At 68.8% G+C, this 24,435-nt stretch carries 24 protein-coding genes and 1 riboswitch; of the genes, 15 read left to right on the top strand and 9 right to left on the bottom strand.

What is annotated here, in order from left to right; all coding sequences use genetic code 11:
• Window positions 1–9 precede the first annotated feature (9 nt).
• From qcrA to ctaE, 3 genes are all read right to left on the bottom strand, one after another.
• Entirely contained in the window at window positions 10–1,152 is a 1,143-nt protein-coding gene (qcrA, locus tag AZG88_RS15285) for a cytochrome bc1 complex Rieske iron-sulfur subunit (RefSeq protein WP_005247713.1), read from the bottom strand.
• Window positions 1,149–2,000 carry a cytochrome bc1 complex diheme cytochrome c subunit gene (gene qcrC / locus AZG88_RS15280; protein WP_005247712.1) on the bottom strand — a complete coding sequence of 284 codons (852 nt, stop codon included), beginning with the start codon at window positions 1,998–2,000 and terminating at the stop codon, window positions 1,149–1,151. Before qcrC ends, qcrA begins: the two co-directional genes overlap by 4 nt.
• Before the next feature lie 64 nt (window positions 2,001–2,064).
• Complete coding sequence (ctaE, locus tag AZG88_RS15275; RefSeq protein WP_025432889.1) at window positions 2,065–2,676, bottom strand: aa3-type cytochrome oxidase subunit III; 612 nt, start codon at window positions 2,674–2,676, stop codon at window positions 2,065–2,067.
• Window positions 2,677–2,802: 126 nt separating this feature from the next.
• Here ctaE and AZG88_RS15270 point away from each other — a divergent pair, with 126 nt between their 5' ends.
• Both AZG88_RS15270 and trpD read left to right on the top strand, forming a co-directional pair.
• A complete protein-coding gene (locus tag AZG88_RS15270; RefSeq protein ID WP_005247710.1) occupies window positions 2,803–3,273 on the top strand; it encodes a ribonuclease E inhibitor RraB in 471 nt (156 codons plus the stop codon).
• Between the two features lie 43 nt (window positions 3,274–3,316).
• Window positions 3,317–4,405, top strand: coding sequence for an anthranilate phosphoribosyltransferase (gene trpD, locus AZG88_RS15265; protein ID WP_005247709.1), 1,089 nt, complete (start codon window positions 3,317–3,319; stop codon window positions 4,403–4,405).
• Between the two features lie 8 nt (window positions 4,406–4,413).
• On the opposite strand, the gene AZG88_RS15260 is transcribed toward trpD, so the two are convergent.
• A complete protein-coding gene (locus tag AZG88_RS15260) occupies window positions 4,414–4,689 on the bottom strand; it encodes an Lrp/AsnC family transcriptional regulator (RefSeq protein ID WP_005247708.1) in 276 nt (91 codons plus the stop codon).
• The gene (locus AZG88_RS15255; protein ID WP_061698172.1) at window positions 4,686–6,452 is read right to left on the bottom strand and encodes a DEDD exonuclease domain-containing protein; all 1,767 of its coding nucleotides are present in this window, start codon (window positions 6,450–6,452) and stop codon (window positions 4,686–4,688) included. Before AZG88_RS15255 ends, AZG88_RS15260 begins: the two co-directional genes overlap by 4 nt.
• Before the next feature lie 456 nt (window positions 6,453–6,908).
• A riboswitch (cyclic di-AMP (ydaO/yuaA leader) is annotated at window positions 6,909–7,073 on the top strand.
• Between the two features lie 14 nt (window positions 7,074–7,087).
• Here AZG88_RS15255 and AZG88_RS15250 point away from each other — a divergent pair.
• From AZG88_RS15250 to AZG88_RS15235, 4 genes are all read left to right on the top strand, one after another.
• A complete protein-coding gene (locus AZG88_RS15250) occupies window positions 7,088–7,633 on the top strand; it encodes an NlpC/P60 family protein (protein ID WP_005247706.1) in 546 nt (181 codons plus the stop codon).
• A 379-nt stretch (window positions 7,634–8,012) separates the two neighbouring features.
• A complete protein-coding gene (locus tag AZG88_RS15245; RefSeq protein ID WP_005260128.1) occupies window positions 8,013–9,065 on the top strand; it encodes a C40 family peptidase in 1,053 nt (350 codons plus the stop codon).
• Between the two features lie 49 nt (window positions 9,066–9,114).
• Window positions 9,115–10,476 carry a peptidase MA family metallohydrolase gene (locus AZG88_RS15240; protein ID WP_061698171.1) on the top strand — a complete coding sequence of 454 codons (1,362 nt, stop codon included), beginning with the start codon at window positions 9,115–9,117 and terminating at the stop codon, window positions 10,474–10,476.
• Between the two features lie 43 nt (window positions 10,477–10,519).
• The gene (locus tag AZG88_RS15235; protein ID WP_005247697.1) at window positions 10,520–11,647 is read left to right on the top strand and encodes a glycosyltransferase family 4 protein; all 1,128 of its coding nucleotides are present in this window, start codon (window positions 10,520–10,522) and stop codon (window positions 11,645–11,647) included.
• A gap of 58 nt (window positions 11,648–11,705) precedes the next feature.
• Here AZG88_RS15235 and AZG88_RS15230 read toward each other — a convergent pair whose 3' ends face one another.
• A complete protein-coding gene (locus AZG88_RS15230; RefSeq protein ID WP_061698180.1) occupies window positions 11,706–13,517 on the bottom strand; it encodes an AMP-dependent synthetase/ligase in 1,812 nt (603 codons plus the stop codon).
• A gap of 168 nt (window positions 13,518–13,685) precedes the next feature.
• Here AZG88_RS15230 and AZG88_RS15225 point away from each other — a divergent pair, with 168 nt between their 5' ends.
• The 6 genes from AZG88_RS15225 (at window position 13,686) to AZG88_RS15200 (ending at window position 18,240) form a co-directional block, all read left to right on the top strand.
• Complete coding sequence (locus AZG88_RS15225) at window positions 13,686–14,060, top strand: hypothetical protein (protein ID WP_025432886.1); 375 nt, start codon at window positions 13,686–13,688, stop codon at window positions 14,058–14,060.
• 151 nt (window positions 14,061–14,211) lie between these two features.
• The gene (locus AZG88_RS15220) at window positions 14,212–14,649 is read left to right on the top strand and encodes an SRPBCC family protein (protein ID WP_005247694.1); all 438 of its coding nucleotides are present in this window, start codon (window positions 14,212–14,214) and stop codon (window positions 14,647–14,649) included.
• Window positions 14,646–15,887: an ArsA family ATPase gene (locus AZG88_RS15215; protein WP_082833323.1), complete on the top strand. Its 1,242-nt coding sequence runs from the start codon at window positions 14,646–14,648 to the stop codon at window positions 15,885–15,887. The genes AZG88_RS15220 and AZG88_RS15215 overlap by 4 nt, the downstream gene beginning before the upstream one ends.
• Entirely contained in the window at window positions 15,884–16,285 is a 402-nt protein-coding gene (locus AZG88_RS15210; protein ID WP_005247679.1) for a hypothetical protein, read from the top strand. The genes AZG88_RS15215 and AZG88_RS15210 overlap by 4 nt, the downstream gene beginning before the upstream one ends.
• A 52-nt stretch (window positions 16,286–16,337) precedes the next feature.
• On the top strand, window positions 16,338–17,351 hold the full coding sequence (locus tag AZG88_RS15205; RefSeq protein ID WP_025432884.1) for an ROK family protein: 1,014 nt from the start codon (window positions 16,338–16,340) through the stop codon (window positions 17,349–17,351).
• 130 nt (window positions 17,352–17,481) lie between these two features.
• Window positions 17,482–18,240 carry a lysophospholipid acyltransferase family protein gene (locus AZG88_RS15200; protein WP_025432883.1) on the top strand — a complete coding sequence of 253 codons (759 nt, stop codon included), beginning with the start codon at window positions 17,482–17,484 and terminating at the stop codon, window positions 18,238–18,240.
• Window positions 18,241–18,253: 13 nt separating this feature from the next.
• Here AZG88_RS15200 and AZG88_RS15195 read toward each other — a convergent pair whose 3' ends face one another.
• Window positions 18,254–19,576 carry a glycosyltransferase 87 family protein gene (locus AZG88_RS15195; protein WP_061698179.1) on the bottom strand — a complete coding sequence of 441 codons (1,323 nt, stop codon included), beginning with the start codon at window positions 19,574–19,576 and terminating at the stop codon, window positions 18,254–18,256.
• Between the two features lie 67 nt (window positions 19,577–19,643).
• Between AZG88_RS15195 and AZG88_RS15190 the strand changes: the two genes are divergently transcribed.
• Both AZG88_RS15190 and AZG88_RS15185 read left to right on the top strand, forming a co-directional pair.
• Entirely contained in the window at window positions 19,644–20,135 is a 492-nt protein-coding gene (locus AZG88_RS15190) for a polyadenylate-specific 3'-exoribonuclease AS (protein WP_005247670.1), read from the top strand.
• Between the two features lie 42 nt (window positions 20,136–20,177).
• A complete protein-coding gene (locus AZG88_RS15185) occupies window positions 20,178–21,563 on the top strand; it encodes a class II 3-deoxy-7-phosphoheptulonate synthase (RefSeq protein ID WP_005247669.1) in 1,386 nt (461 codons plus the stop codon).
• A 43-nt stretch (window positions 21,564–21,606) separates the two neighbouring features.
• Here the strand turns inward: AZG88_RS15185 and pknB are convergent, their stop codons facing one another.
• Entirely contained in the window at window positions 21,607–23,625 is a 2,019-nt protein-coding gene (gene pknB / locus AZG88_RS15180) for a Stk1 family PASTA domain-containing Ser/Thr kinase (RefSeq protein WP_231914017.1), read from the bottom strand.
• Between the two features lie 110 nt (window positions 23,626–23,735).
• Here pknB and AZG88_RS15175 point away from each other — a divergent pair, with 110 nt between their 5' ends.
• On the top strand, window positions 23,736–24,104 hold the full coding sequence (locus tag AZG88_RS15175) for an Rv2175c family DNA-binding protein (protein ID WP_005247663.1): 369 nt from the start codon (window positions 23,736–23,738) through the stop codon (window positions 24,102–24,104).
• 7 nt (window positions 24,105–24,111) lie between these two features.
• Here AZG88_RS15175 and AZG88_RS15170 read toward each other — a convergent pair.
• A partial coding sequence (locus AZG88_RS15170) for a squalene/phytoene synthase family protein (RefSeq protein WP_197487825.1) occupies window positions 24,112–24,435 on the bottom strand: 324 nt, incomplete at its 5' end.

The raw sequence follows: 24,435 nt of genomic DNA, 5'->3' as shown, positions 1-24,435 counted from the left end.
TGTTGTCGGTCACGGTCGACGCTCCCAAAATGCCGGGCCGAGAGCTTCGATGTAGTCACCCGTTGTGACTAGGAAACCCTCTTCGTTCACTGTAATAGGCAACTGCGGAAGTGCACGAGCGGCCGGACCGAAAATCGGCTTTCCGTAGGTCAGCGCATCGAACTGCGACTGGTGGCACGGGCAGAGGATTCGGTTGGTCTGCTGTTCGTACAGGGAGGTGGGGCAGCCGAGGTGGGTGCAGATCTTCGAGAAGGCGAAGTAGTCGCCGTAGTTGAAGCTCTCCTGGCCCTTGCGCTTGGTGACCCGTGCCGCGTCCTCCGTGCGGAGGCGGATGAGCATGGTCGCGTTGCGGATGCCGCGCAGCGCCTCGAGCAGCGCGTCGTGATCGCCGCGGTCGGACTCACGGAACGGGAACACCGTTTCCATGGCGCCGGCGTCCAGGTCTTCCGGGCGAACGAGGACGACGTCCTCGGGGCGACCGGTGTCGCGGCGCAGGTAGATGGTTTCGCCCTCGTAGCGGGGGGTCCATCCCGAAACCCACAGCGGGGAGTCGTCGCGCTTGGCCCACGGGTTCTTGATCAGACCACCGAGGGGCATGACGGACATGATGCCGAGGGCACCGCCGCCGAAGATGAGGGTGCGCTTGAGGAGCTTGCGGCGTCCCAGCGTCGACGTGTCGAACGAGTCGCCGAGTTCCGCGACGATCGTCTTGCGATCGACCTCGGACGATCCACCGTCGTGGCGGTCCTGGATGGACACCTCTTCGGGGATGAACTTCTTGGTGAACTGCACCGCACCGACACCGAGGCCGAGGATGGCCAGACCCATGGTGAGGCCGATCAGCGGCGTGTACAGGCTGTAGGCCGAGTAGTGCTCCTCGCCGGCGCCTGCGTACTCCCAGGGCCAGAAGAGGTAGATCGCGATGAACGCGATCGCGGAGATGCCGGAGAGGGCGAACCAGAAGGCGACCGACCGCTCGGCGCGCTTCTCGGCTTTGGTCCCCGGAACCGCCCAGCGGTTGCGGCGGAACGCGACGTCGACGTGGTCGAGGTTGGTTCCGAGCTCGACCAGTTCGTCGCGGCTCAGGTTCTCGAGTTCTGCATCCGTGTACTTCTTTGGCGTGGCGCCGCCCGGCTGGCCAGCGTCGCTCATGACCTTGCTCCGATCCACAGTGCTGCACCGACGACAGCGATGATTCCGATGACCCACATGGCCAAGCCCTCGGAGGCGGGACCGATGCCGCCGAGTCCGTAGCCGCCGGGCTGCTTCGTCTCGCCTGACGACTTGATGTAGGCGATGATGTCCTTCTTCTCCTCGAGGGTCAGCTGACGGTCCGAGAACTTGGGCATGTTCTGCGGGCCGGTGACCATCGCGGTGTAGATCTGCTGCTCGCTGGCCGGGTCGAGGACCGGCGCGTACTTACCGGACGAGAGCGCACCGCCGCGCCCCGTGAAGTTGTGGCAGGACGCGCAGTTGAGGCGGAACAGTTCGCTGCCGCGTCCGATGTCGCCGCCGCGCAGCGAAGACTGGGCGACCTCGCCGTTCTCGTCACGAATGACCGTGGGGCCGCCGCCGTTGGCCTGGACGTACGCGCCGATGGCGTCAGTCTGCTCGGCGTCGAACTTGACGGGCTTGCGCTCGACCTGGGCCTCGTTACGCGAGGCCGGCATGCGTCCCGACGACACCTGGAAGTAGACGGCGGCCTCGCCGACACCGATCAGGCTCGGGCCGCGGTCCTGCACACCCTGCAGGTTCGCGCCGTGGCACGTGATGCACGAGGTGTCGTACAACTGCTTGCCCTCGCGGATCAGTGCTGCCTGATCGTCGGTGGCCGTGGCCACCTGCGGGGTCGGCGTCAACGCGGACGCGAGGAAACCGGCGCTGACCAGTCCCATCATCAGGACCAGGGCGCCCGTGACGCGCCTGCGGAGCTTCCGCTGGCGGCGTGCCTTCGCGGCGGACGCTGTGGTATCGGATGCGGGAGGGGGGGATGAACTCATCTGTATCCCTTTGGTATGTCGGGACGGACTGGACGTCAGGGGGCTGCCTGGGGCGTTCAGCTGATCAACGGATGAAATAGATCGTGGCGAACAGACCGATCCACACGATGTCGACGAAGTGCCAGTAGTACGAGACGACGATGGCGGCGGTGGCCTGGGCGGGCGTGAACTTGCTGACCTTGGTGCGGGCGATCAGGAAGACGAACGCGATGAGGCCGCCGATCACGTGCATGCCGTGGAAGCCGGTGGTCATGTAGAACACCGAGCCGTACACGCTGCTGGAGATCGAGGTGCCTTCCTCGACGAGGTGGATGTACTCGTATCCCTGTCCGAGGACGAAGAACGTGCCCATCGCCAGGGTCAGGAGGTACCACCGGCGGAGGCCGAAGACGTCGCCGCGCTCGGCCGCGAACACACCCATCTGGCAGGTGAACGACGAGGCGATCAGCACCAGCGTCACCGGTACGGCGAGGAACAGATTCAGCTCGGTCGGCTCCGGCGGCCAGTTCCCATTCGCCTGCGCTCGCGCCACGAAATACATGGCGAAGAGCCCTGCGAAGAACATGAGCTCACTTGACAACCACACGATGGTGCCAACGCTGACCATGTTTGGTCGGTTCAGCGAGTGCACGCGTTGGGTGATTGCTGATCCTGAAGTCCCTACTGCGCTCGTCACAGACAGAAGTATGACGCTTCGTCGTAAGAGACGACTACCCGGGTCCACCCTCGGCGCGTCGATGCGCCCCGCTTGTCCGATTCTCCCTGCTGACAGCCTGGTGGCGGACCGTGAAAGGGTGGAGCCATGCGCTCTCGTGACAACAGTACGGGGTGGCTGCGGAGGCTGTTCGGCAGTCGGCAACCGGCCCCTCTCGATCAGGATCGGCACGACCTCGTGGTCGTCGCCTCGAGCTTCGACGACGTGGAGGCGTGCTCGACCGCGCTCGACCGCGCCGCCGCCGAGGATCCGCGGTGGGACGCCGACGCGGAAGCGGTGCTGCGGCACCATCTGCGGCTGCCCGCGTCGTCGGTGGCCGACGCCGTGTCGATCGCCGCCCAGGACGGCTACCGACCGCAGGATCCGGACGGGCAGGCATCCGCCGGCGAGGACGGTGCGACGGTCGGACTCGTGCTGCAGCGGGTCCAGATCCTCGACGCGCTGCACTGTTCTCAGGAACGGTCGAGAATGGCCGGGCTGGCGCAGCGGCTCGGTGGCTCGGTCGACGGCTGGGACGCGACGCAACCGGCGCGCGAGTCCGATTCGCCCGGTGACTAGGCTGCCAGGACCGGATCCGCCACTAGTGCAAGGGGACACGACGATGCAGAGCCCGACTGCTCAGGGGACGAACGACGGTGTGCGGCCGGCACGCACGTGGCCGTCGGTCCTCGGCACGCTCACCGACGGACGTGACCTCTCGGTGGACGAGGCGAAATGGGCGATGGACGAGATCATGTCCGACAACGCCACGTCCGCGCAGATCGCGGCGTTCGGTGTCGCCCTGAAGATGAAGGGCGAGACACCGGAGGAGTTACGCGGGCTGGCGGACTCGATGCTCGGGCACGCGCGCAAGGTCCCCGTCGACGACGACGTCGTCGACATCGTCGGAACCGGTGGTGACCGATCCAACACCGTGAACATCTCCACGATGGCGTCACTCGTTGTCGCAGCGTCCGGCATTCGCGTCGTCAAGCACGGAAACCGGGCGGCGTCCTCCAAGAGCGGTGGGGCGGACGTTCTCGAGGCACTCGGGGTGAAGATCAATCTCGGTCCCGACGAGGTGGCGCTCTGCGTCCGGGAGGTCGGCATCGGTTTCTGCTTCGCGCCGGTGTTCCATCCCGCCCTGCGGTTCGCGGGCGCGCCGCGCAAGGAAATCGGCATCCCGACCGTCTTCAACGTGCTCGGACCGCTCACCAATCCGGCGCGTCCGCGGGCCGGCCTCATCGGCTGTGCGTTCCCGGGCCTGATCTCGGTGGTGGCCGGTGTGCTCGCGCAGCGCGGCAACTCGGCGCTCGTGGTGCGGGGTGACGACGGACTGGACGAGTTGACGACGTCGACCACGTCGACCGTGCACATCGTGGCGGACGGGGCGGTGACCACCCGTCAGCTCGACCCCCGGGACATCGGGATCGCGCGGGTGTCGCTCGACGAACTGCGCGGCGGCGATGCCGAGGTGAACGCGGCGGTGGCCCGGCGACTCCTCGCCGGTGAGACCGGACCCGTCCGCGACGCGGTGCTCCTCAACGCCGCTGCGGCGATCGCGGCGTACCGGGGACTCGGCGGCCGCACGCTCGAAGACGCGTTGTCGGACGGACTCTCGACGGCGGCACAGTCGATCGACAGTGGAGCAGCCGCGACGCTGCTCGCGCGGTGGGCCGAACTGACGTCGGGACTGGCCACCAGCAAATAGCCGGGGAACTATTCGCCGATCGAGAAACCCGCTTCGACGTCGGCGCTGGAGTAGGACTGGAACGCGATGTGCGTCGCCGTCCGGGAGACGCCGTCCACCTTGTTGATTCCCTCGGTGACGACCTCCGCGATCTTCGCGTGGTCCCGGACCCGCACGATCGCGATCAGGTCGACGTCGCCTGCGCAGGAATAGACCTTGTCGACGCCCTCGATGTCGGCGACCGCCTGAGCGGTCTCCGGGATGCGGTGGGCTTCGGCGTGGATCAGGACGATGGCGTTGATCATGATCGCCAGCCTAAGCGGTGGTCGGCGGAACTCGGCGCGGGTGGTCGGTTCTCGGCTTCCCGTGTCGACGCGCTCCCCGCTCGGGCGAGTGCGCACCACTCGGACCAGGATCCGGCGCCCCGCGCGGGCTCGCACCAGCCCGCGGAGGCGCTGACGATGCGGGTGTCCTCCTGGTCGAGCCAGCGCGCCAGCAGTCCGGCCTCCTCGGGGGACGCGCCGCGAAGCGGAGTTGCGTCGGGAACGACGGTTTCGGCGGTGAGGACGAGCGCATCGACCACCGGCATCGGATGGATTCCGCGCCGGGCGCAGCCCGCGGACGCGAGTCGCCCGGAACGGATCACCGCGAACTCCCAGCCGCCGGTGACGGCCGGGCGAGCGGCCACGAGCTGATCGAGGGCGGTGAGGGCGGCCAGGCGCTGCATTCTGCGCAACGCGAGGACGACCTCCGCGGTGCGATCACGCAGGCGTGCGGCGTTCTCGAACAACTCGCCGGCGGCCAGCTCCTCCACCCGTGCGCGCATGCGGTGCAGCGGGGAGTCGTCCAGGCCGCGCAGGAACTGCCGGAAGAGTTCCGGCCCGGGACGGTAGGCGTCCTCCGTGACGCGGTCGTGGACGGACGCCGGGCAGCGTCCGAGCTCGCGGGGCGGGCACTGCGGACCGTGCTCCCTTCCCTTCGGGATGCGGCTCGTGCAGGTGCGGAGAATGCAGTACTCGGCGAGGACGTCGGCGACGTCGACGGCGGTCGAGCGGGACCGGAACGGACCGAGCGAGTCGGCGGTCGGGGTACGCGCCACCGACAGCCGGGGGAAGGCCTCCGCGGTGAGCGTGATCCACCAGCCGCGTTTCGGGTACTTGGACCTCCGGTTGTACGGCGGCGTATGCGCGGCGAGCAGCCGGAGCTCGCGCACACCGGCCTCGAGCGCATGCGCGCACTCGACATGGTCGATCCGGGTGGTCAGGGCCACCATCTCCTTCATCCGGCCGCGCGTCTCGGAGCCGGTGAAGTAGTTGCGCACCCGCCGGCGCAGATCGGTCGCCGTGCCGACGTAGAGGACCTCGTCGGACGGTCCGCGGAACAGGTAGACGCCGGGGGCGTGGGGGAGATGGCCGGCGAGTGAGCGTTTCGCCCGCTGGTGTGAGGAGACGTCGGGCAGGTAGTCGACGAGTTCGGTGAGACTGTGCACTCCCTGATTGCCGACCCTCGCGATGAGGGCGTGCAGGACGTCGACGGTGGCGCGGGCGTCGTCGAGCGCCCGGTGGGTCGGAGTGGTCCCGACGTCGAACAGCCGGGCCAGCGACGACAGCTTGACGGACGGCGCTTCGTCGCGGCTGAGGACGCGCCGGGCCAGTTTGACGGTGCAGAGCACGGTGAACTTGGGCCAGGGGGTGTCGGTGGCGGACGCCGCGGCCTTGAGGAAGCCCGTGTCGAACGGGGCGTTGTGGGCGACGAGCACGGCCCCGCGTGCGAACTCCAGGAACGCCGGCAGCACTCGCTCGATCCGCGGGGCGTCGATCACCATGGCGGTGGTGATGCCGGTGATCTCCACGATGTGCGGCGGGATGGACCGTCCCGGGTCGACGAGAGTGGCCATTTCGGCGATCACCTCGCCGCCGCGGATCTTCACGGCGCCGATCTCGGTGATGGCGTCCTCGCCCGGCCGTGCGCCGGTGGTCTCGAGATCGACCACCACGAACGTGGTGTCCCGCAGTGGGGTGTCGAGCTCGTCGAATCTCAGCTGTTCGGGTACACCGGGGGCACTCACGGCTCAGAGCGTATGGACGGGCACCGACAGAACCGCCCGGAGTGCCCGGAGAGACGAGGATCACACTGCCCGTCTCGGGCGGCGGTCGCGGGCGGTGCGAGGGGCGGCCGCGGGTCCGCGAACGAGGGATTCGCGCGGGGTGGCGGTCGGTTGCGGCGGGTCCGGCGTGTTCCGCGGGTTCGGTCCGCGGCACCCCGTTGAACAGGAGGAACACGGCGTGGGGAGAAATCGGGGAGTCGCGAGGCTCCTCGAAATGCCCACTCCCGCTGTCGAACAGAGATCGGAAACAAACCGCCTGTTATCCAGTCGTTACCGAATGTAGGTATCGCGCGCCCGCAAAGCCGGAATCGGCCCAAACGGACACTTTCCGCGTGTTCCGGTCGACATCGGGGTATTCCATTTCGTAACCTTCCTGAGACCTAGCGGAGTCTCGCAGCCCCAACACCGGGGCAGCATCGCTAGTCACCGCCTAATCGGCCACTCGCGAGAGCGGTCGTACCGGGAACCCAAGTTTCTACTGGGGTGAATCCCGCCGGGACGTCCTCACGCACCGGTGGGTAGGGCTGATCTTCCCAGCCCGAACCCGTCAGCTAACTCGGTCGGCGGATGAATGGAAGAAACGGAGTACCCCTTTCGTGGCGTCACAAGTTTCCAAGCGGAATGTGCGACGGGCAGTCGTCGCCGGCGCGCTCGCAGTCGGAGCGCTCACCGCTACCGCGGCCCCCGCGGCCGCAGACCCCGTCACCATCCCCGGAGTCGGAACCTTCGAGATCCCGGGTGTCGTCATCCCGCAGATCCCCGGTGTCCCGAACCTGCCCGCGCCCCCGGCGCCGGCCAGCACCGCAGGTGACAAGGCCGTTCAGGCCGCTCAGACCAAGCTCGGCTCGCCGTACGTCTACGGCGCCGCCGGCCCCAACTCGTTCGACTGCTCCGGCCTGGTGCAGTGGGCGTTCAAGCAGGCCGGACTGAACCTGCCGCGCACCAGCTACGCGCAGGCGGCGGCAGGCTCTCCCGTGTCGCAGTCCGATCTCCGCCCCGGCGACGTGGTCTCCTTCTACGGCGGATCGCACTCGGGCATCTACGCCGGCAACGGCAACGTGATCCACGCCTCCACCGAGGGCCAGCCCGTCAAGTTGGCGCCCATCGCGTCCATGCCTTTCGACGGCGCACGCCGCTACTGATCCACGCACGAGGCGAGGCATCCACCGAGTCGAGGGCGGGGATGCACGGGGTAGCTTCGTAGGATCTCGTACGACCACCGAGGGTGGGTTCGAATCACGATTCGAACCCACCCTCGATGTCGTTGCGCCCCAGGCAGACAGCGAGTCGTCCGCTCGTCGGGTGGTCCCCGCCACCCGTTCGTGACATGGGTGGACACAAACGTATGCCATTCCGTAACCTATCCGAGACCTTGCGAAGTCTTGTCGCGCCAACCGGGCGGCAACGCGGGTCACCACCTCTTCGGCACTCCACGGTCGCCTCGGCCGCGGAAATCCCTGAGCCGCGCACCGGACAACCGACCCGGCTGGTGGAGATCGACGATCGGAGAACTGCATTTCCGTGGCCTCACACAAGATGAAGCGCTCCCTGGGCAGCGTGCTGACAGCCGGCGTGCTGTCGGTGGCGCTCGTGTCGCTGCCCGCGATCCAGGCGGGTGCAGACCCGGTCACCACCAACCCGACCGAAGCGCTGACGAAACTCGGTGACCTGTCCCGGCAGTCCGAGCAGACGTCGGAAGCACTCCACAACGCGCAGATCGATCTCGAGGCCAAACAGTCGGCGCAACGCGACGCCGACGCCAAGCTCGCGGCCGACCAGGGTGTGCTCGACGCCGCCAACGCGCGCGTCGCCGTCTTCCAGCCCGTGGTGAACAAGCTCGCCACCGCCAACTACCAGGGCGCACGGACCAATCGTCTCTTCGCCGTGATGGTGAGCGATTCGCCGCAGCAACTCCTGGACCAGATGTCCGCTCTGGACGCCATCTCCAACGACACCCGCAATCAGGTCGCGCAATTCCAGTCGGCCACGTCGGAAGCCACCGAGGCGGCCGAGGCGTCGAAGAAGTCCGCCGATGCCGCGCGGTCCGCGACCGAGCAGGCCAAAGCGGTGAGCGACGACCTGCAACGCAAACAGAGCGACCTGCAGGCGCAGATCGCCGACGTGATCAAGGCATTCGGAGATCTCACCGGCGCCGAACGAGACCAGCTGGCGGGGACGCCCTTCCCGCCCGGCTTCGATCCGAACACGATCCTCGCGCACCTCACCCCCGGCTCGGGCACGAGCGCGCTGCAGGCAGGCATGACCCGCATCGGCGACCCCTACGTGTGGGGCGCCACCGGTCCGGACGAATTCGACTGCTCGGGACTCGTCGTGTGGGCGTACAAGCAGATCGGCAAGACGCTGCCGAGGTCCAGTCAGGCGCAGGCCAGCGGCGGCACCCCGGTGTCCCGCGACGCCCTGCAGCCCGGCGACGTCGTCCTCTTCTACAACGACGCGTCCCACGTCGGCCTGTATGCCGGAAACGGCAACATTCTCCACGCCTCGACGTTCGGCGTTCCGGTGAAGATCGAGTCGATGGCGAAGTTCCCCTTCTACGGGGCGCGCCGCTACTGACGGCGACCATCCGACAGCGGCGTCCGGGCGTGCTCATACACTCACCGGCGTGCCCGCTTCAGACCCGTCTCCCGCAACGGATCCGACCTCGCGCCGTCAGGCGCGCCCGTGGGAGCTGGCCGCACTGGCCGGACTCGTCCTCGCCGTCGTCGTCGTACTCGCACTGACCGGGTTCTCCCGGACCGAGCGGGCCGCCGACGGAGCCGTCGGCACCGTGCAGGCCGATGCCGAGGCGCGTGCGGCAGCCGTCCAGACGCTCCTCGACACCTGGGCGTCGGCCGTGCGGACGAACGACGCGGCCCGGTTGTCCGGTCTGATGGATCGGACGGCGGCACCGGGATTCCTGGCCGCCGAGACGCGGCGGGCGGGCAACGTTGCCGGGGTGGAGTTCTCGGACTGGGGCTACGAGATCGCCGAGGGCGGCGAGACGGCCGTGCCGTCGAGTCTCGTCGACGCGATCGGGGCCGACGAGGTGTGGGCCCCCGCCGTGCAGCTCCGCTACGCGATCGCGGACGAGAGTCCCACCCGCAAAGCGGTGGCTCTCGTCGTCGCCCGGCGCGGCGACCGCTGGGCACTCGTCAGCGACAGCGCCACCGTGGACGGCGAGCGGCGGACCTGGCGCGGACCGTGGGATTTCGGACCCGTCGTGTCGCGCCGCGTCGACACCGGTGACGGGCGGACGTCGGTGGTGCTCGGACATCCCGAGAACGCCACCATGGTCGACCGGCTGGCGGACGAACTCCCCGCCGCCGTCGTCAACGCCACCCAGCTGTGGGGTTCGAACTGGGCAGGCCGCGCGCTCGTGTGGGTCGCCGGATCGCAGGACGAGTTCACGGCGCTCGTCGGCCCGAATCACGACGGACGCGACATCGCCGCCGTCGCCATCTCGGACGCCGTCGACCCCGACGCCGCCACGGTCAGCGGACAGCGGATCGTGTTCAGCCCCGCGTCGGCGGACCGGCTGACCGAGGTCACCCGGCGGGCGATCCTGCGGCACGAGCTGATCCACGTGGCGGCGCGCGCCGAGACGGTGGACCGCTCACCGATGTGGGTGCTGGAGGGCTACGCGGAGTACGCGGCCTACCGGGGGACCGGCGAGGCCGAACGGCAGATCGCGCCGGCACTGACCGCGCAGGTGGGTGCCGAGGGTCCGCCGACCGAGTTCCCCGAGGACACCGACTTCTCCGGGTACGGCGAACGCGGTTCGGTCGCCTACGAGACAGCGTGGTCGATCAACGCCTTCGTCGCGGAGCAGTACGGCGAATCGAGGCTGACGGAGCTGTACCGGACGCTGGCCGTGGGAGACGCCGATCCGGAGACGGTCGACGGGCGGCTGTCCGATGTCCTCGGCGTCGACGCCGATCAATTCCGTGACCGCTGGACCGACTGGGTGGGTGCTCACCTGGGGTGACCCTGCGTCGGTCGCCGCACGGTCCACCGCCTACGGTGAGCACATGCGCCGAACCCTGTTGGTGACGAACGATTTTCCGCCGCGACCCGGCGGAATTCAGTCGTACCTGCACACCTTCGCCAAGCACCTGCCCGCCGACGACCTGGTCGTCTACGCCCCGCGCTGGCGCGGCGACTCGCACATCAAGTTCGATGCGCGGCAACCGTTTCAGGTCGTCCGGCACCCCACCACCTTGATGGTGCCCACACCGTTCGTCGCCCGCCGAGCCGCCAAACTGCTCGCCGAACACGACTGCACGGGCGTCTGGTTCGGCGCAGCCGCCCCGCTCGCGCTGCTGAGTTCGACGCTGCGCCGCGCCGGGGCGGAACGGGTGGTCGCGAGTACCCACGGGCACGAGGTCGGCTGGTCGATGCTCCCCGCCGCCCGCCAGGCCCTCGGACGGATCGGCGACCGGACCGACGTCGTCACGTATGTCAGCCGGTACACGAGGGGCCGCTTCGCGTCCGCATTCGGCGCGAGTGCCGCGCTCGAACACCTGCCGCCCGGAGTCGACACCGACCTGTTCACCCCGGACAGCGGGGCGCGGGCCGAACTGCGGTCCCGCTACGGGCTGGGGGAGCGGCCGACGGTCCTGTGCCTGTCCCGTCTCGTGCCGCGCAAGGGTCAGGACATCCTCATCAAGGCGCTCCCGGGCATCCGCGAGCACATCGACGGCGCCGTGCTCGTGATCGTCGGCGGAGGCCCCTACGAGGACCGTCTGCGCTCGCTCGCGCGCTCGGTCGGGGTGGAGGACCACGTCGTGTTCACGGGCACGGTGCCGTCCGCGGAGCTGGCAGCGCACCACACGATCGCCGACGTGTTCGCGATGCCGTGCCGCACGAGGGGCGCGGGACTCGACGTCGAGGGCCTCGGCATCGTCTTCCTCGAGGCGTCCGCCACCGGTGTGCCGGTCATCGCCGGACAGTCCGGTGGCGCCCCGGAAACGGTGCGGCAGAACGAAACCGGCATGGTCGTGGACGGCACGTCGGTGTCCGAGGTAGCGCGTTCGGTGATCTCGGTCCTGTCGGACCGCGACCGTGCGGCCGCGATGGGTGCGGCCGGCCGCGAATGGGTCAGGGCGGAGTGGCGATGGGACGTGCTCGCTGCCAAGCTCCAGGCACTGCTTGCGTGACCGCCCGTGAGTACTTATTAACCGCGGGGGGTTGATAAGTACTCACGAGCCGCAGGCATTACTTGGCGTAGATGGCGGCGATGTCGTCGGCGAAGCTGTCGTGCACCACGTTGCGCTTGAGCTTCATCGTAGGCGTCAGCTCGCCGGTCTCCTCCGTGAAGTCGACGGGCAGGACCCGGAACTTCTTGATGGCCTCCGCGTGCGACACGAGCTTGTTGGCCTCCGCGACGGCCTCGTCGATCTCGGCCGTGAGGTCGGCGTCGGCGAGCAGATCCGCGACCGTCGTCCCTGCGGGCTTGCCGTTGCGCTCGTTCCACGCGGGCAGCGCGTCGGCGTCGATGGTGATGAGCGCGCCGATGAACGGCTGCTGGTCCCCGACGACGATGGCCTGGCTGATCAGCGGGTGGGCACGCAGGTGATCCTCGAGCTGGGCGGGGGAGACGTTCTTGCCGCCCGCTGTGACGATGATCTCCTTCTTGCGGCCGGTGATGGTGATGTACCCGTCCGCGTCGACCGATCCGAGGTCGCCGGTGTGGAACCAGCCGTTCTCGATCGCGTCGGCGGTCGCGTTCTCGTTGCGCCAGTAGCCGCTGAAGACGACCGGCCCCGACAGCAGGATCTCGCCGTCGTCGGCGATGCGAACGGAATTGCCTGCCAACGGCTTGCCGACCGAGCCGACCTTCTGCTCGCCGATCGTGTTGACCGCGAACGCCGCGGACGTCTCGGTGAGGCCGTAGCCCTCGTAGATCGTGATGCCGATGCCGCGGAAGAAGTGGCCGAGGCGGGCGCCGAGCGGGGCGCCGCCCGATATCGCCAGCTGGCACTTGCCGCCGAGCGCCGCCCGCAGCTTCGAGAACACCAGCTTGTCGAACAGCGCGTGCTTGGCCTTGAGCACCAGCCCCGGCCCGCCCTTGTCCTGAGCCTCGCTCCAGGCGATGGCCGTCTCGGCGGCGGCGTCGAAGATCTTGCCCTTGCCTTCGCCGTGGGCCTTGGCACGGGCGCTGTTGTACACCTTCTCGAACACGCGCGGCACGGACAGGATGAAGTCGGGGCGGAACTCGCCGAACGTGGGGACGAGGTTCGGGATGTCGCTGGTGTGTCCGAGTGCGGCGCCGGCGTCGAACGACGCGATGCTGACGGCGCGCGCCAGGACGTGCGCCATCGGCAGGAACATGAGGGTGCTGACGCCGGGCGTCTTCAGCAGGGTGCCGAGGCTGGAATCGAGGATGCCCTTGGACTCGGCGATGAGGTTGGAATGCGTGAGCTGGCAGCCCTTGGGTCTGCCGGTGGTGCCGGAGGTGTAGATGAGGGTGGCCGGATCGCTCGACTTCAGCGCGGCCACGCGGGCCTGGACTTCGGAGTCGGGCACGTCGGCGCCTAGTTCGGTCAGTTCCTCGACGACGCCACGGCCGCCGTCGGACGCCTCGATCTGGTAGACGCCGCGGAGCGCGGTCGCCTCGGCGGCGACGGCCTTCACGGTGGCCGCGTGCGTCGCGTTCTCGACGACGAGATCGATCGCGGCGGAGTCCTCGAGGATCCACCGGACCTGCTCGGCGGAGGACGTCTCGTAGATCGGGACGGTGACGCCGCCCGCTGCCCAGATCGCGAAGTCGACGAGGGGCCACTCGTACCGGGTGGCCGACATCAGTGCCACCCGGTCGCCCTGCTGGACGCCGAGGGCGATGAGACCCTTGGCGACCGCGGTGACCTGAGCCGCGAACTCGGCGGCCGTGACGTCGGTCCAGCGTCCGCCGATCTTGCGCTTGTACACGACCAGCGTCGGGTCGGCCGCGGCGTGGGCGAACACCGAGTCGACCGCGGACGGGTCCTCCGCGATCGTGAACGACTGTGGCGCGCTGAACTCGGGCACGAAAACCTCCGACACTGAAGATACTGACGAGTAGGATTGTCGTCCCAACTTTAGACCTTCCCCCGCCCGGTCTGCTGCCAGGCCGAAGAAGCGTGGTCAGAGCCCTGCCGGTGAGGTGCTGCGGAACCCCGCGGCCACCGCAGGCAGCGGTATGTGAAGCTAGTCGCCGTGAGCAGCATTCAGGTCGCAGACCAGACGTTCATCGCGGCCCCACCACAGCAGGTCGCGGCGGCGATCGCCCCGCCGGCCCGCTGGCGCCGGTGGTGGCCCGATCTCACTCTCGCCGTCCGCGAGGACCGGGCCGAGAAGGGCATCCGGTGGACGGTGGCCGGACCCCTCACCGGAACGATGGAAGTGTGGCTCGAGCCGGTGCTGGACGGGGCGATCATCCACTACTTCCTCCACGCCGAACCGGCCCGCAGCGAGGGCACCCCCGATGTGGCCGCACTGAACCGTCGCAGGCGCGTCGAGGGAAAGGTGATGTCCTTCGAGGTGAAGAAGGAACTCGAGGCCGGTCGCGCTGCGGGAGAACCGCCGTCCTGAGGCAGATCCGGCCGCGCGGCGGGGTCGGCATTGTGTCAGGGCGCCGAGATCGTGTGTGATAGTCGGGCACAACACAGACATACGAAACCGGTAACGGCGTGGCCCCGCGATCGACGAGCGGGTCGGCCAGGCGAAAGGAAGCGTTCACTCCATGCCCGAGAGGACCAAGAGGTCGATCAGTATCGAGGCGCCGCCCGCCCGGGTGATGGATGTGATCGCCGACTTCGACGCGTACCCGGCGTGGGTGGCCGCAGCGAAGTCCGTCGAGGTCATGGAACCCGGACAGGGCGGCCGGGCCGACCGGGTGCGGTTCGTGCTCGACGCGGGCATGGTCAAGGACACGTACGTACTCCGCTACGACTGGGCTCCCGACGGCAAATCGGTCAGCTGGGAGCTCGAGTCCGGTGAGATCCAGAAGTCGCAGTTCGGTTCGTACGTTCTGGAGGACGAGCCGGGTGGCGGCACCACCGTCACGTACGAGCTCACCGTCGACCTCACCATTCCGATGATCGGCCTGTTCAAGCGCAAGGCGGAGAAGGCGATCACCGACACCGCGCTCAAGGAACTCAAGAAGCGGGTGGAAGGCTGAGCAGCGAGGGTCGTGCCGGACCTGCGCGGGTCCAGTTCTTCGTAGGGAAGGGGGGCGTCGGGAAGACGACGCTCGCGGCCGCTACGGCGCAGGCGGCCGCTGAGGCGGGAAACCGGACTCTCCTCGTCTCCCTCGACCAGGCGCACTCCCTCGCCGATGTGGTCGGGATCGCCGCCGCCCGGGACCTCGTGTCCGTGACCGACACCCTGGACGTGCTCGAACTCGACACCCTCACGTTGCTCGAGAACAGATTCCGGAGTCTGGCAGCGGTTCTCGCGGCCGCCGGATCGCATGACCACGGTGCCCAGTTGTCGGCGCTCGAACCGGAGGAGCTGACCGGGCTTCCCGGCGTGCAGGACGTGCTCGGGCTGCGCGAGATCGTCCGCTTCGCCACCGAGGGCGACTACGACGCCGTCGTGGTCGACTGCCCGCCCACCGCGGACTGTCTGCGGACGCTCGCCGCGCCTGCAATGGCTCTCGAGTACATCGAGCGGGTGTGGCCGCAGCACCGCCGCATCGTCGCGCTCCTGGGTTCCGATCCGCGCCTCGTCATGCTGGTGACGTTGATCGAACAGGTCGTCGCCGCGGTCGGCGAGGTCCGGGAGATGCTCGCCAACCGGGCGAAAACCACTGTGCGACTGGTGACGACGCCGGAGCGGGTGGTGCTGACGGAGACCCGGCGCACCGTGGCGGTGGCCGCGCTGTCCGGCCTGCGCGTCGATGCGATCCTCGTGAACAACCTTCTGCCGCACTTCGATTCGCCGGCAGGACACGACGATCCCGGTGTGGCATGGTTGATCAGGCGGCGAGCCCTGCAGCAGCGGGTGCTCGCCGAGCTGACCGCCTCCGCGGGCGCTACGGTGATCCTCTCGGTGACCCGGTCGGTGACGGAGCCGGTAGGGTGGGCCGATCTCGGCGGAATCGCCCGGGAGTTGTATGCCGACGACACGGACGCGGTTGCGGTGTTGGGGAAGAACCCGCCTGCAGTGCGGGTGGGGCTGGAATCGGGGGCCGGTGTGGATTCTGTGTACACGATGCGGATGTATCTTCCGCTCGTGAACCCGTCGACCCTCACGTTGGGTCGAGTGGAGGACGACTTGGTCGTGGGAGCTGAAGGGGTGCGCCGCCGGGTCCGCCTCGCCTCGGTCCTGCGCCGGTGCGTCGTCGCGGGCGCAGAACTCGACGGAAGCGATCTGGTCGTGCGCTTCACGCCCGACCCGCAGGTGTGGCCGGTATGAACGACGATCACGCGCAGCTGGTGGCGGAGCTGCGGGCGCTCGCCGAGACCGCCCTGGACCGTCTCGAGCCGATTCTCCAGCGCGCGGCGGCGCCGCACGCCCAGGCGGACGCCGAGGGTGCGGTGCCCGGAACCGGGCAGTGGTCGGGGTGCACGTGGTGCCCGGTGTGCGCACTCGCGGCCCTGATCCGCGGTGAGCAGCACGATCTCGTGACCCTGCTCGCCGGCCAGGCGTCCGTGCTGATCGCGGTGCTGCGGCAGGTCCTCGACGAGCATGCCGTTCACGACACCCCGGGCCCCGGCGGCCCCGACACTCCGGAACCCGGCCCCGGCGGTGGAACGCCCGAACCGGACGGCGGCTCGGCGTTCGAGCCGATCACGGTCACCATCAAGCACTGAGCGTGCTCCGTGCGGGCCGGATCGCCGGACTCGTGCACGTCGGCGATCCGGCATGGGCACAATCATCTCCATGAGCACAGGCACGGGCAGCGAACGTGGCGGCAGCGCGGCGCTGACCATCGGCATCGACGTGGGTGGAACGAGCATCCGTGCGTCGGTGGTCGACTCGGCCGGTGAAGTGCTCGACTCGCTCCAGTCGCCGACCCCGGCGTCGGCGAAAGCACTCGAGAACGGCCTGGACCGCGCGGTCCGGGAGCTGTCCGCGCGGCACGACGTCGCCGCGGTGGGGCTGGCGGTCGCCGGGTTCATCACCCCCGACCGCACGACGGTGCGGTTCGCGCCGCATCTGCCGTGGGTGGGTGCACCCGTCGGCCGGGACCTCGGGCAGCGTCTCGGTCTGCCGGTGATCCTCGAGCACGACGTGAACGCGGCGGCCTGGGCCGAGCACCGGTTCGGTGCGGCAGCAGGCGGCCGGAACGTGGTGATGCTCGCGATCGGCACGGGCATCGGCGCGGCGCTCCTCGCGGACGGCCGGCTGTACCGCGGCAGCCACGGCGTCGCACCCGAACTCGGCCACATCCAGATGGTCCCCGACGGACGCCCGTGCGCGTGCGGCAAACACGGGTGCTGGGAGCGGTACTGCAGCGGGACGGCCCTCGTCGACACCGCCATCGAACTTCTGGCCGCGGATCCGGCGACATCGACCGTCCTGGCGCGGGAGGTGGCGGTCGACCCCGGTGCGCTGACGGGCCGGCGGATCGCGGGCGCGGCACAGGACGGCGATCCGCTGGCACTGGAGACCATGCGGAAGTTCGCCCGTTGGCTCGGCGTCGGCCTGGCGCTCATCGGGGACGTGTACGACCCGGATCTCGTCGTGATCGCCGGTGGGGTCGCGAGTTCCTCACCGCTGTTCATCGACGAGGCCCGCGAGCATTACGCGTCGCTGACGACGGGGGCCGGGCACCGTCCGCTGGCCCGCATCCGGCCGACCCAGCTGGGGGAGGCGGCGGGCATGATCGGAGCGGCGGAACTCGCTCGGGCCGTCCTGCCCGATCGGGTGGGTTGACGTCCGGCCTACTGCTGTAAACCCGCAGAGTGTGATGCTGTGCGGACCTCCCGGGCGTGTGTAGCGACCCTCACCCACCCGAAGTAGAGTCGACCCGAACGAAGCTTGGGTTGTGAACGGGAGGGACGCCATGTGGTACTGGCTCTTCAAGTACGTGTTTTTGGGGCCGGTTCTCTGGGGGCTGGGTAGGCCGACCGTGGAGGGTACGGAGAACATTCCGGCGGAGGGTGGGGCCATTTTGGCGAGTAACCATCAGGCCGTGCTGGATTCGTTCTTCCTGCCGTTGCGTGTGCCGCGGAGGATCACTTTTCTCGCCAAGAGCGAGTACTTCACCGGGACGGGACTCAAGGGCGCTTTCCAGCGCTGGTTCTTCTCGGTGGTCGGCCAGGTGCCGATCGACCGGACGGGCGCCGACGCCGCGCAGGACGCACTGAACGCCGGGTTGCGCGTCCTCTCGCAGGGCAAGCTGCTCGGCATCTACCCGGAGGGCACCCGGTCGCCCGACGGCCGCCTCTACAAGGGCAAGACGGGCCTGGCCCGCATGGCGCTCGAATCCGGTGTGAAGGTCATCCCGGTCGCCATGATCGGAACGGAGAAGGTCAACCCGATCGGCTCCCGGGTCTGGCGTCCTTCGAAGGTCACCATCCGCGTCGGTGAGCCCATCGACTTCTCGCGGTTCGAGGGCATGGGCGGCAACCGTTTCGTGGAGCGGGCCGTCACCGACGAGGTCATGTACAAGCTGATGAAGCTGTCGGGTCAGGAGTACGTCGACATCTACGCGGCGACGCTGAAGAAGAGGGCGCCCGCCGCTGACGCCTCGGTGCCCGATGTGGCGCCGGCCAGCGACGCCACCACCGTCACGCGACTGCCGGACACGCGGGCGAGCTGACCGCCGCGACCTCTCAGCCGACGGGGACGGTGAGATCGTCGGAGGTCTCCGACCGATCGTCCTCGTCGGACTGTGAGGGGCGGGTGCGGAACGCGACGACCGCGACCAGCACCACGGCGAGTCCCCACCACACGTACGACGACGCCAGGAACTGATCCCACAGATTCCAGTGGGTTCCGCTCCAGCGGCCCACCCCGAGTTTCCAGTGCGCGGCGAGCCTCACGACGACGACGCCGGCCACGGCCGTGACCGCCAGGGCGACACTCCGGCGACGGTAGGCGAGGACCCCGAGCACGAGGATCACCGGCACCGACCACACCCAGTGGTGCGACCAGGACACAGGGGAGACGAGCAGTCCGAGAACGGCGTTGAGTCCCAGCGCGAGCGCGGTCTCGCCGGACCGGAGCGCCCGCGCCATCGCGAGAATCACGAGTGCGAGAACCACGACGCTCAGCAGCAGCCAGATCGGGGTGCGCACCGAGTCGCTCAGGCCGAGCCGGGCCAGCACACCGGTGATGCTCTGGTTCGCCGGATACGCCGGGGTGCCGATCCGATCGGAATCGAAGAGCGTGTGCGTCCAGTAGGTGACGGAGTCGTTCCACGTCGCGATCGCGCCCACTGCGCTGAACGCGAGGAAACTGACCCCGGTCACGACGGCGGAGCGGAAGTCCTTGCGCACCAGGAAGTACAGGATGAACACGGCAGGCGTCAGCTTCACCGCAGCCGCGAGGCCGATCAGCACGCCGCGCGGCCACGGCGTCTTCTTCGGCAGGCAGTCCGCGGCGACCAGCAGCATCAGCAGGATGTTGATCTGCCCGTAGTCCAACGTCGACGAGACGGGTTCGAGGGCCATCGACACCGCGAGCGCACCGAGGGCAGTCCACACCAGCGTGGTGCGGGGTGCGATGCCCAGCGAGTCGAGCGTGACGACGAGAACACCGAACAGCGCGATCAGCGACAACACCGTCACGACGGTCCCGGCAGTCGCCAGCGACACCGTCGACAGCGGACTGAAGGCGACGGCGGCGAGCGGCGGGTACGTGAACGGGAGGAAGTTCCCCATCTGGGTGGCCGGCATCGACCCGTACAGGGTCGGGCCGTGCAGGAACACCGAACCGCCCAGGCGGTAGACGTCGAGATCCAGCCGGTAGTAGCTGCCGAAGTCCCGCAGGCCGGGCAGTCCGAGCAGGTTGTAGGCGAATCCGATTGCGAGCCCGGCGAGGACGAGGACTCGGACGACGAGACCTCCGACACGGAGATGCAGAGGCACCCGCGGGGGGTCGATCGGGTCCGCGACAGGGGCGGCGGACTGTCGACCGTCGGAGGTTGCGCGCACCGAGGCCTCCTTCACGAGGTAGGGGTGGATCCGGATGACGCCAACGGGTGAGGCATAGTTTGCGGGCGTGCGTTACTTCTACGACTGCGAGTTCATCGAGGATGGTCGCACGATCGACCTGGTGTCGATCGGGGTGGTCGCAGAGGACGGACGTGAATTCTACGCGGTGTCCACCGAGTTCGATCCCGACCGCGCAGGCAAGTGGGTGCGCAGGAACGTGCTGCCGAAGCTGCCGCAGCCGTCGTCGCCCCTCTGGAAGAGCCGCGCCCGCATTCGCGACGACCTCTACGCGTTCCTGATTCCGCGGCCCGGCATCGTCCCCGAACTGTGGGCGTGGGTGGCCGCCTACGACCACGTCGCTCTCTGTCAGTTGTGGGGAGACATGACGGAGCTGCCGCAGTCGCTGCCCCGGTACACCCGGGAACTCCGCCAGTACTGGGAGGAGCACGGCAGCCCGGCGCTCCCACCTGCACCGGGTGACGCGCACGACGCCCTCTCCGACGCCCGGCACAACCTGGCGAAGTTCGAGGCAGTTCAGGCTGCGCGCTCACTCCGGTGACCTGACTCGCCATCGCTCCGGTCGAGCGAATATCCTGTATGGGTGAACTGGACTGTCGACGTGCCGATCGACCGCTTGCCCGAACTCCCGCCGCTGCCCACCGAGATGCGTGAGCGCCTCGATGCAGCGCTGGCCAAGCCCGCTGCACAGCAGCCGCAATGGCCCGAGGGTCAGGCCGCCGCGATGCGGACCGTCCTCGAGAGCGTGCCACCGATCACGGTGGCCAGCGAGGTCGTGGCCCTGCAGGAGAAGCTGGCCCAGGTCGCGCGCGGCGAGGCGTTCCTTCTCCAGGGCGGGGACTGCGCCGAGACGTTCGCCGACAACACCGAGCCGCACATCAAGGGCAACATCCGCACCCTGCTGCAGATGGCCGTGGTCCTGACTTACGGAGCGAGCCTGCCCGTCGTCAAGGTCGCCCGCATCGCCGGCCAGTACGCCAAGCCGCGGTCGTCGAACGTGGACGCCCTGGGCCTGCAGTCGTACCGCGGCGACATGATCAACTCCCTCGTCGCGGACGAGGCCGTGCGCGCCCACGACCCGTCGCGGCTCGTGCGGGCGTACGCGAACGCCAGCGCCGCGATGAACCTGGTCCGCGCGCTCACCGGCGCGGGCATGGCCGACCTGCACAAGGTCCACGACTGGAACCGCGAGTTCGTGGCGTCGTCGCCGGCCGGGGCCCGGTACGAGGCACTCGCCGCGGAGATCGACCGCGGACTGCAGTTCATGAACGCCTGTGGCGTCACCGATCCCAGCCTGCACCACGCGCAGATCTTCGCCAGCCACGAGGCGCTCGTCCTCGACTACGAACGCGCGATGCTGCGCCTCGACAACGACGACGACCACGCCAAGCTGTACGACCTGTCGGCTCACTTCCTGTGGATCGGCGACCGCACTCGTCAGCTCGACGGGGCGCACATCGCCTTCGCCGAACTCGTGTCGAACCCGATCGGCCTGAAGATCGGACCCAGCACCACACCGGAGATGGCGGTCGAATACGTCGAGCGCCTCGACCCCACCAACAAGCCGGGTCGTCTCACCCTGATCTCGCGCATGGGGAACAACAAGGTCCGCGACCTGCTGCCGCCCATCATCGAGAAGGTCCAGGCCACTGGTCACCAGGTGATCTGGCAGTGCGACCCGATGCACGGCAACACGCACGAGGCGTCCACCGGATACAAGACCCGCCACTTCGACCGCATCGTCGACGAGGTCCAGGGATTCTTCGAGGTCCACAACGGTCTCGGCACCTACCCGGGCGGCATCCACGTCGAACTCACCGGTGAGAACGTCACCGAATGCCTCGGCGGCGCGCAGGACATCTCGGACCTCGACCTGTCCGGTCGCTACGAGACGGCGTGCGACCCCCGCCTGAACACCCAGCAGTCGCTGGAACTGGCGTTCCTCGTCGCGGAGATGCTGCGCGGCTGATCGCCCGCATCATTCGAACCCTCACTGCCCTGCACCTGCGGGGTCAGGGCAGTGAGACCAGGGTGACCGTGCTCCCGGGCTTCACCAGATCGCCGCTGCCCGGGTTCTGGCTGATGACGAGAGACCTGTCCGTGTCGGTCACCGAACGCACCTTCACGTCGAGTCCGAGGCGGCTCAATTCGTCGCGTGCGGACCCGACGGTCCGTCCCAGCATGGACGGCAACCGCACCGCATTCGACACACTCAACGTCACGCTGGTACCGGCATTGACGCTGGTGCCTGCCTTGGGGCTGGTCGCGATCGCGTCCCCGGCGGCGACGTTGCGGTCGAAGTCCGTGGTGACGTCCTGCACGACGATGCCCACCGCCTCGAGTGACGCGCGGGCCTCGGCTTCCGACATGCCCTTCACGTCGGGAACGTCTACCGGCGGTGCACCTTTGCTGACGATCAGTTTGACCGTGGAACCGGTCGCGAGCTCGGTACCCGGTGCCGGGTCGAGCGCGGCCACTGCGCCGATCGGGACTTTCGCGCTGAACGCCTGACCGCCGTCGACCGGTGTGAACGTGCGATTCCGCAGTTCCTGCTCGATTCCGGCACGCTCCCCGCCCGCGGGCAGGGGCGGGACGGTCGGCCTCCCCAGGGACACGAGGAGAGCGACCGTGCCGTCGCGGGAGATCCGCGAGCCGCCCGTGGGATCGGTACCCAGCACCGTGTCGAGCGCAGCCGTGTCGGAGTACTGCCCCCGGATCTCCGTCGACAGACCTGCCGCTTCGATCGCCGTCACCGCAGCACCGCGATCGAGACCGTCGGTGGTCGGGACCGCGGTGAAGCGGCCCGAACCCATCCACCAGCCACCGAAACCCACCGCCAGGGCGAGCATCAGGATCACGAGCAGCCACACGATCGTGGTCCGGCGCGACCGTTGCCGTTCGGCGGCGAAGTCGGGGTAGTGATAGCCGTCGTCGGGTTCGTCCTCCACCGCGAACGACGGTTCGTCGATCGGCGGGCGCGGAGTCTGGGTGGTGACGACCCGCGTGTGCTGGACACCGGGCTGCGCCGGCAGCGGGCTGGGCGGCGACAGCGGCGCGGCGGGGGGAAGGTGCACGGTGGGCGGTGCGGCGGGGCCCGGCGGCGCGCCCAGGGGAGGCGCGCTCGCGGCGGCCGCGGCGCTCAGGTGCTGCGCCGAGCGTCGCGGGGCGGGCACCCGATAGGCGGGCAGGTCGAGCGCCGCCGCGATGCCGCGCAGGGCCGAGCCCATCTGCTCGGCATTGGCGAAGCGGTGCGACGGCTCCCGGTGGGTGGCCTCCGCGACGAGTTCGTCGAACTCGGGCGGGACGCCCGCGATGAACGAACCCGGCCGGGGAACGTCCTGGTTGATCCGCTGATAGGCGACGGACAACGACGTGTCCCCGGTGAACGGGGTCCGTCCGGTGAGGAGTTCGAACAGCAGGACACCGGTGGAGTAGACGTCGCTGCGGGTATCCGCGATCCCGGACGTCACCTGCTCCGGCGACAGGTACGCCGCCGTGCCCAGAATCACACTGTTCGACGTGGTGGTCGACGCGGCGGCGGCCCGCACCAGACCGAAGTCGGCGATCTTCACCTCACCGCCGTCGGAGATCAGGATGTTCTCGGGTTTGACGTCGCGGTGCACGAGACCGGCCCGGTGGGCGACGGCGAGCGCGTCGAGAACCGGGCCCGCGACCGCGGCCACCGCGTGCGGCGGCATCGGCCCGCGTTCCCGGAGCAGCTCGCGGAGCGTTCCGCCGTCGACGAGTTCCATCACCAGGAACGCGTGCTCGCGGTCGTGCCCCTGGTCGTAGACCGCGACCAGCGACGGGTGCTTGAGCCGTGCCACCGAGCGGGCCTCGAACTCGAACCGGGTGACGAACGCCGGGTCGGCCGCGAACTGCGGATCCATCACCTTGATGGCCACCGGACGGTCGAGACGCGTGTCGAGCCCCCGGTAGACGGTGGACATGCCGCCACGCGCGATCGTGGCATCCACCCGATAGCGCCGGTCGAGCAGCTCGCCGATCAAACGTTGACCTCCATCGTGCACAGTGTCCGTTCCCCCGTCAGTGCGCGCAGCCCGGCCACGCGCCCCTCAATCGTAGCCAGCGACACCGACCGGTAGCGCCACGCAGGAAGCGACCAGATAACGTTAGGGGAGTGAGTGCCATCCCTTACTGTGACGATGTCCTGGACCCTTCCGTCTCGCTCCTCCAGTTGGTGGACGTCGCGAAGAACCTCGGTGTGGCCGTCACCCGTGTGCAGCAGCTTCTGCGCGATCAGCAGTTGATCGCCGTCCGACGCGACGGCGTCCTCGGTGTTCCCGAACTCTTCTTCGACGAGACCGGCGAGACCGTCAAATGGCTGCCCGGTCTCATCGCCGTGCTGCACGACGGCGGATTCAAGGACGAGGAAATCCTGCTGTGGCTGTTCCGTGAGGACGACAGCCTCCCCGGCGCACCCGTCCAGGCCCTGCACGGAGACCTTGCCCGCGAAGTGATCCGCCGCGCTCAGGCGATGGGATTCTGACCGCCGGTCACCACGCTCGGCCACGGGCCGGCACCGCGAGCCGGGCGAACTGAGGCAGTGCCGTCGCCCACCGGTGTCTCCGGGACACGGTGGCGCGCCGGTCGAGAACCCGGTAACCGCCTCGCTCGATCTCGTCGAGAATGCGGGAATACAGCACGAACGCGGTCCGGATGCCGGGTTGCACCCGTCGGTCCAGCATCGCGATGCCCGGTTCCGCGTCCCGGTACACGGAACGGGTGATCGAGATCAGGTGGGCGAGAGCCCGCACGATCCGCTGGTCCGTTGTGCCGCGGCGACGACTGTGCGCGAGGACTTCGGTGTCGACACCGAA

The sequence above is a fragment of the Rhodococcus sp. LB1 genome (assembly GCF_001583455.1).
GTDB lineage: Bacteria > Actinomycetota > Actinomycetes > Mycobacteriales > Mycobacteriaceae > Rhodococcus_F > Rhodococcus_F opacus.
Note: the sequence above shows the minus strand (reverse complement) of the source record. Positions and strands in the feature narration are given on the sequence as shown.